This is a genomic window from Vibrio sp. THAF190c, from assembly GCF_009363355.1.
Taxonomy (GTDB): Bacteria; Pseudomonadota; Gammaproteobacteria; order Enterobacterales; family Vibrionaceae; genus Vibrio; species Vibrio fortis_A.
Genome location: NZ_CP045340.1, coordinates 75,902 through 88,130, shown reverse-complemented (window position 1 = coordinate 88,130; position 12,229 = coordinate 75,902). Strand labels below are relative to the sequence as shown.

Here is a 12,229-nt window from a genome sequence, read left to right as displayed (position 1 = left end):
ATGTTCCGCAGTTTCTTTTTGGACAAACGTTGGTTTGTTTGGTCTTGGCTTGGCAGCGCAATCATTTTGTTTGCAACTTGGTACAAGGTTCAGTTAGACGTACAAGTCAATGAATGGTTTGGTGACTTCTATAATGCCATTCAGCAAGCGTTGACCAAACCTGGCACGGTTGAAGCCAGTGATATCTATGGATACATTGCGACTTTCTTGCAAATCTCGGCAATTTTTATAGTAGTCGCGATTTTGCTTGAGTTCTTTATGCGCCACTTTATGTTTCGTTGGCGCACTGCTATGCATAGTTACTACATGGCTCATTGGGACAAGGTTCGCCACATCGAAGGTGCCTCTCAACGTGTCCAAGAAGATACTATGCGTTTCGCCAATATCGTGGAGCGTCTTGGGGTATCTTTTATACGATCTTTGCTGACGCTATTGGCATTTCAACCATTGCTTTGGGAGCTGAGTAAGCAAGTTAAGTCAGTGCCATTTTTTGGCGAAGTAGAACATGTATTGATCTACGTAGCGATTCTGTCTGCTTTGTTTGGCACAGTCCTGCTTGCGGTTGTTGGTGTGAAGTTACCGGGCTTGGAGTTCAATAACCAAAAGGCCGAAGCTGCTTTGCGTAAAGAGTTAGTGCTGGGTGAAGACAATGCCGATCACGCGCAGCCACAAACGATGAAAGAGCTGTTTCAACACGTGCGTACCAATTACGTCACTATGTATCGTCATTACCTCTATTTTGATTTGTTCAAAGTGAGCTACCTACAGCTATCTTCAATACTGCCATACATCATGTTAACGCCGACGATTATTGCTGGCCTTATTACCTTCGGTACGATGAAGCAAATAATACGCGCATTTAGTAAGGTGGAAGGTTCTCTGCATTACTTAGTGTTCAGTTGGTCCACCATTGTTGAGCTGATCTCTGTTTACAAGCGACTTAAAGCCTTTGAGCAACATATCCAAGCCGCAGAAGATCAGGAGGTGAATTATGTTAATTGATTCTTGGACCATCGCGACAGGCGCCCCTTTGGTATTGTGCTCGGCATTTGCCCTAGCATTGGTATTAGAACGTTTGTTTGTTGTGCTGCGAAAGCGAGGCCTTACAAGAGGTGATAACCAAGCGATTTTTCAGGCGTTGCATAAGCACGAAATGCAGAGTGCTTTGAACATTTTAAAGCATTCAGGAACAGGATATCAGTTTGTCATCGATGAGCTGGTTCATCATAAATCGAGCACTAAAGATGTTCGTGATGAGGCGATTAAAATTATGCTGGTTCGTTACTCGAATCGGCTAAAACGTCGACTGTCAGGTTTGACGACGATTGCATCACTCGCTCCCATGTTGGGTCTACTTGGTACAATCATTGGTTTAATGCGTTCATTTCGCGACATTGGTTTGAGTGACGGCCCTGTAAATCCGTCAATTGTTGCAGATGGTTTGTGGCAGGCTCTTTCAACGACAGCTGCAGGTATGGTGATTGCTGTGGTTTGTGTGCTTTGTCATGCTTTGATTAAGTCGAGAATTCGAATTCATTTGGCTGAAGCTGCAGATGTGCTCAATCACTTCTCTCACTGTATTCAGTTGGAAGAGACCGAACATGATTGATTTGGAAGATGAAGAAGTATCTAGCTCGCTGCAAGATGCCATGACGCCGATGATAGACGTCATTTTTGTCATCATTGCGTTCATGATGTTGATGATCAACGTGCCGTTGTTGACGATGGAGGTCGAACTTCCGAAGGCCGTTGAAAAGCCAACGGTTGCGAACGTGCAAAAAAATGTGGTTTCAATTGGCGTCGTTGATGGAGATGAGGCTTGGTTGGTTAACGAGACACGAGTGCTTTCGATGGAAGCGCTTAAAGATGAGCTCACTGAGCAGAAACTGTTGTATCCAAACCAACTGAGTGTCGTCATCCATAGTGATAAAAAAGTGCCAATGGAAAGAGTTGTCGCACTGTTTGGTGCATTGCAGGAGCTAGAGCTAAATGTATCGCATCTAGCTTTACAGCAGTAAGGGTAGAGCATGAATGTAAGATGCTCGGCCTTTACGGGTTTTGTGGTGCTTTCACTCGTGGTTCACGTTGTTGTGGGCGTTTGGCTTTATTTCTCCCCTAAGGAAGATACTGTCATCGCAAAAAGCACAGATATGCTGAGAATTAGTGTTGGCTTGCAGGCTGCAATGATGGGGGCGACTGTCGTTACACCGAAGAGCGTTGCGACGCCCATATTAGACACTGTCGAAGATATTGTAGAGCCTCCTCCAGAGCCTCCTCCAGAGCCAGAGCCAGAGCCAGAGCCAGAGCCAGAGCCAATAAAACAAGTGGTTCCTAAAAAAGCACCTTTAAAGAAAACTGAGCTGCAGAAGAAAGAGCCAGTGAAAAAGAAAGTATTGCTGAAAGAGAAGCCACCAACGAAAGAGCGCAAAGTTGAACCTAAACCCAAAGAGAGGAAAGTCGAACCAAAGCCTCAAGAGATGAAGGTACAACCTTCCCCTGAATTGCTTGCGCAAAAGAAAGTTGGAGAGCAAGGTGTAGACGGCTCGAAGCAGCAAAACGTTCAGCAAAAAGAAACCGGTGCAGGGAACCAAGCTGGTGGTATCGCTGATGAGGCGCAGTTTGACTATTTCATTCGACAACATTTGCTGTCCAAAAAGGTCACGCCCAAAATACTGAAATCGCGCCGCAAACAGGGTGTCGTCGTGGTGGTATTTACCCTCGATAGGTTGGGGATGATCAAAGATTACAAAATCGCAAAACCGTCTCGAATTCGTGAGTTTGACCGAGCCGCAATTAAGCTGGTTCGAAAAGCGGAACCGTTTCCTGCTGCGCCTGACTTCGTTAAATGGAAGCAGCGCGAGTACAGTATCGATATCTCATACAGTGTGAAATAGATAATTCACAGTTTGTAAGTGAACAACAAAGTTAAGTTTTAGAATGAAAATCAAATCAATCCAGGCCGCTTCCTTAAAAGCGGTTCCATCGGGCTTTACCACAACGGACTTTAACCACTTGCAGTCGTTATGGGGGGAAAGAAAACAGTGCTCGCTGGAGCTGGCGTTAAACGAATTAACACAGGTTGATCAACGCCATGAACTCAAAGTGCTTAGCGATGAAAACATCGACCTTAATACTTGGATGAATGAATCCTTTTCAGAGCTGATGTCTTTGCATGCTGAACACACCCAACTGGGAACTGCGGTATGTGCATCTTTATGGCACAAGCAGCTAGTTGAGCTTGTTTTCCCGACCTTAGTGGCATTGCGATGGAAGTACGGCATTGTTCCAAACAGTGATGCAAAAACGATTTATCTTAACATTGAGCCAAACGGTCGAATTAATACGATTGCGCTAGAAAACCAAGTTAGCCAAGCTTTGAGTAACCAAGAGTTGGATAAAAAACTTGCTGAAGTTGTCGTCAATATTGGGGCTCAGCTCGAGCCTATTTTTGCAGAGCAGCGCGTAAACAGAAAACGTTTTTGGGGCAACTTGAGCAATGCCTTGGCTCAAGGCTTCACTCGCTTGTCCGATAACCAGTTACATACGTCAACTGCTGATTTAAATCAGAGTGTAGAACGTTGGCTGACGACGATTTTGGGTGAAAAGAATAGTTTAGTAGAAGTGAAAACCGTATCAAGTAGTCAAGGCCATGCTTTGTTCGCTCGAAGAAAGACATGTTGTTTGAAGTACAAGCTCAACAAAGAGCGCATGTGTAAGACTTGCAACTTGATGGACTCAGAAGAACAACATCAGTTTTATCAAGCAAAGTACGCCAGCTAGTTATTCGATTGCTGCCCTAGTTAAAGGGCAGCTTATAAGCATGTGTTAAGGTGAGAGACGTTACAGGTACAATTTTCCTGAGTGGTACTTAAGTCCGTCTTCTACATCATCGCCAAGTAACACTGGGCCATCCAAATCAACCACCTCTGCGTTGGTTGCAATTGGCAAAGCCGCTTTCATAGCGGTCGAAGTGCCTAGCATGCAGCCTGCCATAATGGCGAAGCCTTCGTTTCTGGCTTGCTTTTCCAAGAGTAATGCTTCTGTTAACCCGCCAGTCTTATCGAGTTTGATATTGACCATCTCATAAAGCCCCTTCAGGTCAGCGAGTTGTGCTCTTGTGTGGCAGCTTTCGTCTGCGCAAAGTGGAATAGGGTGCGTAATACTGGCTAGGAGCTGGTCTTCGCCTGATGGTAAAGGCTGCTCAATCATGGTGATATCAAAACGGGCAAGTTGTTCGAATAACTGTTCTAGATCGAGAGTACCCCAAGCTTCATTTGCATCGAGTATGATCTTGCTATGCGGAGCAGCGGCTCTCACAGCGGCAACTCGTTCAACCACCGATTCACCATCCAATTTCACTTTTAACAGTGTCGCGCCTTGGTCTACGTATTGCTTGGCTTGCGTTGCCATGGCTTCTGCCTCACCAATGGAGACGGTCATGGCAGTCTCTATTGCTGGGCTAATAGTAAAAGTGGGCGATGGGAAGGATGTCCCTTCTAGCTTGCTAATCAAATCCCAAAGCGCGCAATCTACGGCATTACGTGCTGCGCCCGCTGGCATTGATTGTAAGTGCTGTTTTGCTTCTTGTGGTGATAGGCTGACTAAGTCTGAAGTCCAGCTTTCTATTTGTGCTATTACTGATTCAACACTCTCACCGTATCTCGGGTAAGGTGTACACTCTCCAATCCCTTGCTGGTGGTCATGAGAGACGGTCACTCTTACCGTGTGGCAATGAGTTCGTGCTCCTCTTGATATGACAAAAGGGGTCGCCAATTCGATGCTGTACGGAGTCGCTTCTAATAACATGGTCTGTTCTCGCAAGTTAAAAGTTGGCATTGAGATAGCTGGCAATGGACTGGATTCCGAAACGTACAGGGTCGGTAACAGGTACGTTGTAAGTCTCTTGCCAATCTGCACAAAGCGCTTTGGCTTCTTCTTCATTCAAAGTAGAAGTATTCAGGCTAATACCCGCTAATGCAGCATTTGGGTTTGTTAGTATAGCTGCAGCCAAGTTCGCTTCTATCGTTGCAGAGATGGAAGGGAGTTTGCAATGAGGAAGGTGGCGAATGTGAGGTCTACCAACTTCATGGCAAAGTACAAGTGCATCCGCTTGGGCACCATGAAGCAAGCCCAAGCTCACTCCTGCAAAGGAAGGGTTAAATAGAGAGCCCTGACCTTCGATAATATCCCATTGGTGGTCGTCAAAGCTTGGACTGATCGCCTCTACGGCGCCAGAAATGAAATCGGCAACTACAGCGTCGATAGATATCCCATCGCCTGCAACGAGAATCCCGGTTTGGCCAGTCGCTTTAAATTGCGCATCGACTTCTAGATCCTTTAACGCTTTTTCTAAAGCCAGAGCGGTAAACATTTTTCCGACTGAACAATCCGTCCCGACGGTGAGAAGTCGTTTGCCTTGGCGAGCTTTGCCCGTACCGACTGCAAGAGGCGCATCATAGTGACGTACATCGTGAAGTTGCGTCTTTCCTTTGGCTTGAAGCTCTACAAGCTCTGGGATCTCTGCGAGTCGGGAATGCATGCCTGATGCAATGCTAAACCCAAGTTGTGCTGCTTTGATTAGCGTCGGTTTCCAAGTTTCAGGAATAACGCCACCAGCATTGGCAGTACCGATAACCAGTGTTTTGGCGCCTTTTTCTAGAGCTTGCTCTAACGTCAGATCCTCTAGTCCCAGAGACACAGTATCTTTGGTCAATCTCAGTTCCCCAATACACAGTTCAGGTCGCCATAGCGCAATACCGCGCGCTGTTTTGGCTGAGATCGGGTCAGTAACGTCGCCTAAGAAGAGTAAGTAGGGTTGAGCGATAGACATAAAGCATCCTTGGTATCCTGTTGAATTAAAAACAGAGTAGAGGTTCACCGAGAAGGGTTCGAATGCTTATTTGTTGGTTGCCTATAACAACAGGTTATAGGCTGGCTTCCAATTGTTGGACGAAATTTCTTGCAGAAATGCTTAATGGATTATGTTCGGCATAAAGTAGCGACACCGTAATATCAATGGTTGGCGTTAATCTTGCTCTGTGTACTCGATCTTTGTATTGGTGAGCTGTCCAAGGGTCGACAATGGCACACCCCACTTCGTGGACGACTAATTCAGCTGCGGAGCTGTAGTTTCGTACGGATACTGAAGGGTGGTATTCGGGTTCGAGTGCATGGATGGCTTGATGAAGCTGTGTACCCAATGGATCGCGACTATCGAGACCAATCAATGTTTTGTCAGAATTGAGTAACTGTTTGAGACAGATAACCTCATCATCTGAATTTTGAGGAGGCGTGATAACACACATCTCAGACGTTAATAGCGTTTTTTGAACGAGAGAGGGCGGAGCATCTTGACCAAAACAGATCGCAAGGTCGATCTGGTTCTTTAATAGGGCATCGCATAGTTCATCTTGATTCCCTGTCGAGATTTCTATGTTGTAATCCCCACTTTTACACAATTGAGCGATGAGCGGCGACAACATGGCGGCAGAGAGTATCGGAGGCGCGCCAATGGTGAGGTGTTTTTCCCCAGCTTTGATTCTATTCGTCAGATTGCGAAATTGACCCAACTGTTGATAGATTTTTTCTGCTTCGGGAAGGAGGAGATGTGCTTCTTTGGTTGGGACTAGCCTGCCTTTGATGCGCTCAAACAGTGCGAACCCCAATTGCTGTTCAGTATGAGAAAGAACACGAGTGACGTTTGGTTGCGACACATGAAGTTGTTTAGCTGCGCCAGAAACGGTGCCAGATTTCATCACAGCATAAAAGATTTCAAGTTGTCTTAGATTCACGTCGTCAACCGTTGTCAATTTCAAGTGTCATCACAGTAAATGAAAAGCCAAGCTAATTAAAGGGCAAAGTTATAGTGTGAAATTGTAACTAAATATTATTTGGATGATTGGTTTTGGTGTAAATTGCGTGCTACAAGGTGGTTGTTCTTTATTTCAACTCGTTGAGTTGGTTTATTAAATATGAATAATTATGCTGATGCACTACTCTTTTTGAGATTTAGATTACAGTGGGTTGGGGTAATTAAGTCGTCGTTTTACTATATATGACAAATAAGAATAACTCTTAATTTTAATATAACCCTAACCCTTTAGTTGTATTGCCACGCAGTACAGCTGCTTTGAAAATATCAAGTAAAGTCAATCACTAAGTTTGGTTCACTTTTGAGACGATGGTGCAAATTCCATGATTTAATAGTGGTTTTTATTTGACATTTAAGCTGTCATTTTGGTTGTGAGTTCAACATGTATTGTTATTTTTATACCCAACAAGATTGAAATCTCATTCTGAATACTTTTGTTTTTACTTAATTCATCACTGTTGGTAATATTATTTTATAAATTTAAATTCTACTAATGCTCTCCTATTTGGTGATGAATATCATCCAAGGAATAGGGGGGTATTTTTTTTCAATGGAAGTCAGGCATGACGTCAGTGATTGGTCATCGAATTAACTTACGACTACTTGTCTTATCTTTGTGTATCTTGAGTGTCGCTATTACGTTGATGAACGTATTTCATTCAAGCTACCGCGCTCAACATGAATTAATAATCAATAAAAGCCTAGAGGCTAATCGAGTCTATGCTGACAAAATGGCAGCAATGACCGATGTATACGTTGAGCAAGTTATGACTCAACTAAAGTACAGCGCGCGACTACTCTCTTCTCGTGTCAATGACGCGAACTTTGTTGCTCAAGAGACGACGAGGCTAAAACAACAGACAGACTCATTTAACTCTGTGTATGTGGTAGATCATGACGGTGTGATTGCTTCAATTATGCCTACGAGTGTCAACATTCAAGGGGTGAAACTGACATCGGAGCGTTCTAGACAGTCCATACGAGCAAAGGCTCCGTTAATCTCCGATCCATTTGTTTCGCCTGCTGGGAATTACCTTATAAGCATGACGTACCCGATATTCTCGCCTCAAGGCAGGTATCTTGGATATGTGGGTGGCAGTATTTATTTAGAAGACTCCAGTCTTTTGAGTAACTTATTGAGTCGTCACAACTATAAGGATGGTTCGTATCTGTATGTGGTGGATCGAAACCGCTCTCTGATTTATCACCCAGAGAAGAATCGTATTGGCGAAGTGGTACTGGGTAATGATGCGGTAGAAGCCGTACTAAATGTTGGCGATGGTTCCAAGGGGATTGTAAATACCCAAGGTGTAGCCATGTTGTCGGGCTTTGCCATGGTGAAAAGCACTGGCTGGGGGATCATTGCTCAAACTCCAAAAGACCGAGCCATTATGGAGCTAGAGACTCAGATGCAGTATGTGATGTTTGAGTCGATCCCAGTCGGAATTGGCACTTTGATCTTCATTTGGATTTCTGCGATTTGCATCTCAAGGCCGTTGTGGCAGCTTGCTAATACCGTAAATAAATTTGATACCACACATTCGTTATCGACTGAGCTCAGTAATGTTAACCCTTGGTATTTTGAAGCGTCGCAACTGAAAGTGAGCTGTGAGAATACCTTCAATTTGGTATCGAATCAGATTGAGAAATTGCATTCCGAAAACCTGACTGATCCAATGACGGGTTTGTTGAATCGCCGAGGGTTGAAGCGAGCAATAGAGAATTTCCAACAGAGTGAAAAACCAGTATCGGTGTTGGCGTTAGATATTGATCACTTCAAAGCTGTAAACGATAAATATGGTCACCAGTTTGGCGATCAGTTGCTTAAGCAGACTGCAAAGTTGATGAAGGCTCAAGTAAGAGATGTCGATGTTGTCTGTCGTTCTGGGGGCGAGGAGTTCATTATCTTCCTCGATGGGTCGAACATGGATGTGGCTTACGAGATCGCTGAGCGCATCCGACTGTCAATTGAGTCAGATATTACATCGCTCGAAGAGGGGACGACGATCTCGATTGGTGTGGCGCAATGGTATGGTGATTCGACGCCAATATCCCTTACGTTAGAGTTGGCAGACAACGCTTTGTATGCTGCGAAAAGAAATGGTCGAAATCGTACGGAGTTGTTCTCTTAAACCATTATTTTGTTTAAGAATAGAATCGTTAAACGATAAGGGGCGCGGTGATAACCGCGTCCCTTTTTTTTGATTTTAACTTCAACATCAAACAAGAATTTTGCCCGTTTGTGAGTCATCGGCTGTTGCCTCTTACTATTATCTACGAGCTATTGGTTACGAGCGGTCACAAAGGTGTAGATGAAAATGGTGATTAGGATAACCAGTCCACCGACAATGCTCGCAAGCTCTGGTGTTTCAGCAAAAAACAGAAAACCCCACAATGAAGCTAATACTGTTTCTAGCATCAAAGTCATAGAAACTTCAGCTGCAGTGATGTGACGCGTTGCTACCATAGACATTACGCGTCCTAGTGGCGCTGTAAACAACCCCATTGCAGCCATAATCAACCATGTATTGAGCTGATATTCACTTGGTGTCGCGAAGAATGACATCACCGTTGCTAAAAACAATCCCCCAAGCGCAACACTCGCGAGTCGGCTGACATCTGGGTATTTTCGAAGCAAGGTAAACATCAAAGAAAGGCAAACTACAGCAAACATCGCTAGCGCATCGCCCAACCAGTTGCCTGACCCCATTGAGCCAGATACTACAATCCCGATACCTACCATCACAGCGACGATCGCCACTAATGTAGAGCGATTCACTTTCTCTTTCAGAAAGATCCAACTGAAAACAGCGGCAACAGCAGGAGAAGCGCTGAGAATTAAGAAAGTATTCGCAATGGATGTGTTCTTGATGCTAAACACCAATCCCGTTGAGCTGCACAACATTAATAACCCAGCAAACAAGAGTGGCCAGCCGCTTTGTTGCACGGCTTTTTTAATGCCTCGTTTGTCGTTGAGTTTTAGCAGTATCGGCATTGAGATAGCGCTGAACAGGCCAAACAGAAACGCGGTATCAAAACCGCTCACTCCAGCAAATCGGATAAATATCGGGTCAAGGCTCATCAACAATGCACCTAGAAAGGCGATAGAAAAGCCCAGTGCACGGGCGTTTTTGGGTGTAATTGATGGGAGTGTGATTATGGACATAGTTTAACCTCATTTAAAAATCATACTGGCGAGTATGATTTTTAAATGATAACGTGTCAATATAAATCATACCCATGAGTATGATGTTTAATTTGAGAGAAGCGAATGAGCAAGATTGAACAGAATCGAGAAAAGAAGAAGCAGGCGATTTTAGTTGCGGCTAAAGAGGTCTTTTTATCGGAAGGTTACACATCGGCGAGTATGGATGTTATAGCGGCAAAGGCGAGTATAACCAAGCAGACCCTTTATCGTTACTTTCCATCGAAGATTGAGTTGTTCCAAAAAACGCTGCAGCGAATCGGTGAAAGCTATGATGAAAGCTTCTCTCGTCATCTGAAAATGGAAGATACGCGCGAAGCGATGATCGCCTTTGCTATTGAATTTGTAGAGTTCCACACGTCGAGCGAAAACATATCTACTCAGCGGCTGCTAATTACGGAGGCATCTCAAGCACCTGAATTAGTAGAAAGTTTCATGGAAGTGGGGCCAAATGATATACACAACCTGTTGAAGGCATTTTTTGCTGAGAGGTTTGATACTGAAAATCCCGATACCATGATTGAATTGTGGTTAGGGATGTTACATGCACCGAGTTTCGATGCGTTATTGGGGATGCCGAAGCAGTCAAGCGAGCAGTTGGAAAACCACGCAAAATCGGCGACCGATTTGATCTTGGCAAGCGTTCAAATCAAGGACTGAGAGCAGTAATCTGTCGGTTGACACTGGTGGCCAACCGACAGAATAAGTAAGTGTTAGTTGCTTGATTGTTCCAGATAGAATTGCATTTCTGATTGTGGAACCATGCCACCTCCTGTGGCCCAAACAAGGTGAGTTGCGTTAGCCATTTTGGTATCGTCGAAGCCCATTCGAGCTCGGTATTCATTACTCTTGGTTAGGATCATCGGACCAAGCATGCCAGCTAACGCTGAAGGCTCAAGTTGAATGCTTTCCGATTCACTGAGTTGACGGAGTAGGCGATACATACGCTCATCAGAGATGGTGATATATCCGTCTAACAGTCTTTCCATTGCTCTGCCAACAAACCCAGAAGCGCGACCTACAGCAAGGCCGTCTGCGGCGGTGATATTATCGATACCAATGTCTTGAACGCTGATTTCATCGTGAAGCCCTGTGTGTACGCCAAGCAACATACATGGTGAATGGGTCGGTTCAGCAAAAATGCAGTGGACGTGATCACCAAACGCGGCTTTTAGCCCAAATGCGACCCCACCCGGGCCTCCGCCAACACCACAAGGAAGGTAAACAAACAGTGGGTGCTCAGCATCGACCACAATATTCTTCTCAGAAAACTGCTGCTTTAATCGTTCTCCAGCTACGGAATATCCAAGAAATAGCGACTGCGAATTCTCATCGTCGATGAAGAAACAGTTCGGATCTTTCTCTGCTTCTTTTCGCCCTTGAGCTACCGCCACACCATAGTCTTGTTCATATTCGACAACCGTTACTCCATGAGAGCGCAGTTTGTCTTTTTTCCACTTCTTGGCATCTGCTGACATATGGACTGAGACAGAGAAACCCAATTTCGCGCTCATTATCCCGATAGACAAACCAAGATTCCCTGTTGAGCCAACGGCGATGCTGAATTGGCTAAAAAATGCTTTGAACGGTTCGGTTGATAATAGGGTGTAGTCATCACTTTCATTGAGCATTCCAGCGTCGATTGCCAATTTCTCTGCGAGTACCAGTACCTCATAGATACCACCTCTGGCTTTAATTGAGCCTGAAATAGGTAGGTGACAGTCTTTTTTTAGCATCAGCCGCCCAGTGATATGGGTGGCGTACTCACTATCTAAAATTGCTTTCATCGACGGGATGGTGACCACGTCCGATTCAATGATCCCGTTACTTTCTTTGGTCTCGGGGAAAACATGGGCGAGGTAGGGCGCAAATCGACTCAACCTGTCACTGGCGTCTTTAATGTCGCCCTGATCAAGTCCAACATGAGGTAACCCTTCCTCAAAGCTGGTGATAGCAGGGTTGAACCAAGATGTTTCTTTGAGCGAGATTAGCTCTTCAATGAGTGGATATTGTTGTGTGAGTTGGTCAATTGCAATCGTCATCTTGATACCTTTCATTGTGACATGTGGAGGTGAATGTCTCTCGTCAAGCTAGCACTCACCATAGCCTTTAACTCCATTAGATAGATTTTCAAGGTTGCTGACAAATGACGA

At 44.8% G+C, this 12,229-nt stretch carries 12 protein-coding genes; 7 read left to right on the top strand and 5 right to left on the bottom strand.

All coding sequences use genetic code 11. The features are described from left to right. The 5 genes from FIV04_RS23045 to fhuF are packed head-to-tail and all read left to right on the top strand — an operon-like array spanning position 1 to position 3,780. Positions 1–1,002 (top strand): putative transporter, encoded by a 1,002-nt coding sequence (locus FIV04_RS23045; protein ID WP_152470769.1) that lies wholly within the window; start codon positions 1–3, stop codon positions 1,000–1,002. Further along, positions 992–1,609 carry a MotA/TolQ/ExbB proton channel family protein gene (locus FIV04_RS23040; protein ID WP_150873085.1) on the top strand — a complete coding sequence of 206 codons (618 nt, stop codon included), beginning with the start codon at positions 992–994 and terminating at the stop codon, positions 1,607–1,609. The genes FIV04_RS23045 and FIV04_RS23040 overlap by 11 nt, the downstream gene beginning before the upstream one ends. Next, positions 1,602–2,018 (top strand): biopolymer transporter ExbD, encoded by a 417-nt coding sequence (locus FIV04_RS23035; RefSeq protein ID WP_172974314.1) that lies wholly within the window; start codon positions 1,602–1,604, stop codon positions 2,016–2,018. The genes FIV04_RS23040 and FIV04_RS23035 overlap by 8 nt, the downstream gene beginning before the upstream one ends. A 9-nt stretch (positions 2,019–2,027) precedes the next feature. Further along, on the top strand, positions 2,028–2,894 hold the full coding sequence (locus FIV04_RS27030) for an energy transducer TonB (RefSeq protein WP_172974313.1): 867 nt from the start codon (positions 2,028–2,030) through the stop codon (positions 2,892–2,894). 43 nt (positions 2,895–2,937) lie between these two features. Continuing rightward, positions 2,938–3,780: a siderophore-iron reductase FhuF gene (gene fhuF, locus FIV04_RS23020; RefSeq protein WP_152470767.1), complete on the top strand. Its 843-nt coding sequence runs from the start codon at positions 2,938–2,940 to the stop codon at positions 3,778–3,780. 60 nt (positions 3,781–3,840) lie between these two features. On the opposite strand, the gene dgcA is transcribed toward fhuF, so the two are convergent. The 3 genes from dgcA to FIV04_RS23005 all read right to left on the bottom strand — a co-directional run bounded on the left by dgcA (position 3,841) and on the right by FIV04_RS23005 (position 6,791). After that, positions 3,841–4,806, bottom strand: a complete 966-nt coding sequence (gene dgcA / locus FIV04_RS23015) for an N-acetyl-D-Glu racemase DgcA (RefSeq protein WP_152470766.1) — start codon at positions 4,804–4,806, stop codon at positions 3,841–3,843. A 16-nt stretch (positions 4,807–4,822) separates the two neighbouring features. After that, positions 4,823–5,830 (bottom strand): N-acetyltransferase DgcN, encoded by a 1,008-nt coding sequence (gene dgcN, locus FIV04_RS23010; RefSeq protein ID WP_152470765.1) that lies wholly within the window; start codon positions 5,828–5,830, stop codon positions 4,823–4,825. A 94-nt stretch (positions 5,831–5,924) separates the two neighbouring features. Next, on the bottom strand, positions 5,925–6,791 hold the full coding sequence (locus FIV04_RS23005; protein ID WP_152471129.1) for a LysR family transcriptional regulator: 867 nt from the start codon (positions 6,789–6,791) through the stop codon (positions 5,925–5,927). A 643-nt stretch (positions 6,792–7,434) separates the two neighbouring features. Here FIV04_RS23005 and FIV04_RS23000 point away from each other — a divergent pair. Beyond that, complete coding sequence (locus tag FIV04_RS23000; RefSeq protein WP_225311017.1) at positions 7,435–9,003, top strand: sensor domain-containing diguanylate cyclase; 1,569 nt, start codon at positions 7,435–7,437, stop codon at positions 9,001–9,003. A gap of 149 nt (positions 9,004–9,152) precedes the next feature. Here FIV04_RS23000 and FIV04_RS22995 read toward each other — a convergent pair whose 3' ends face one another. Further along, the gene (locus FIV04_RS22995) at positions 9,153–10,037 is read right to left on the bottom strand and encodes a DMT family transporter (RefSeq protein WP_152470764.1); all 885 of its coding nucleotides are present in this window, start codon (positions 10,035–10,037) and stop codon (positions 9,153–9,155) included. Positions 10,038–10,142: 105 nt separating this feature from the next. Here FIV04_RS22995 and FIV04_RS22990 point away from each other — a divergent pair, with 105 nt between their 5' ends. Further along, positions 10,143–10,736, top strand: coding sequence for a TetR/AcrR family transcriptional regulator (locus tag FIV04_RS22990; RefSeq protein ID WP_152470763.1), 594 nt, complete (start codon positions 10,143–10,145; stop codon positions 10,734–10,736). Positions 10,737–10,789: 53 nt separating this feature from the next. On the opposite strand, the gene FIV04_RS22985 is transcribed toward FIV04_RS22990, so the two are convergent. Further along, positions 10,790–12,118, bottom strand: coding sequence for a D-serine ammonia-lyase (locus FIV04_RS22985; RefSeq protein WP_152470762.1), 1,329 nt, complete (start codon positions 12,116–12,118; stop codon positions 10,790–10,792). Positions 12,119–12,229 lie beyond the last annotated feature (111 nt).

Bases quoted from the DNA above. Each gene is read 5' to 3' on its own strand.
- FIV04_RS23000 (WP_225311017.1), top strand. From the start codon at position 7,435: ATGACGTCAGTGATTGGTCATCGAATTAACTTACGACTACTTGTCTTA.
- fhuF (WP_152470767.1), top strand. From the start codon at position 2,938: ATGAAAATCAAATCAATCCAGGCCGCTTCCTTAAAAGCGGTTCCATCG.
- FIV04_RS23045 (WP_152470769.1), top strand. From the start codon at position 1: ATGTTCCGCAGTTTCTTTTTGGACAAACGTTGGTTTGTTTGGTCTTGG.
- FIV04_RS23035 (WP_172974314.1), top strand. From the start codon at position 1,602: ATGATTGATTTGGAAGATGAAGAAGTATCTAGCTCGCTGCAAGATGCC.
- FIV04_RS22990 (WP_152470763.1), top strand. From the start codon at position 10,143: ATGAGCAAGATTGAACAGAATCGAGAAAAGAAGAAGCAGGCGATTTTA.
- dgcA (WP_152470766.1), bottom strand. From the start codon at position 4,806: ATGTTATTAGAAGCGACTCCGTACAGCATCGAATTGGCGACCCCTTTT.
- FIV04_RS22995 (WP_152470764.1), bottom strand. From the start codon at position 10,037: ATGTCCATAATCACACTCCCATCAATTACACCCAAAAACGCCCGTGCA.
- dgcN (WP_152470765.1), bottom strand. From the start codon at position 5,830: ATGTCTATCGCTCAACCCTACTTACTCTTCTTAGGCGACGTTACTGAC.
- FIV04_RS22985 (WP_152470762.1), bottom strand. From the start codon at position 12,118: ATGACGATTGCAATTGACCAACTCACACAACAATATCCACTCATTGAA.
- FIV04_RS27030 (WP_172974313.1), top strand. From the start codon at position 2,028: ATGAATGTAAGATGCTCGGCCTTTACGGGTTTTGTGGTGCTTTCACTC.
- FIV04_RS23040 (WP_150873085.1), top strand. From the start codon at position 992: ATGTTAATTGATTCTTGGACCATCGCGACAGGCGCCCCTTTGGTATTG.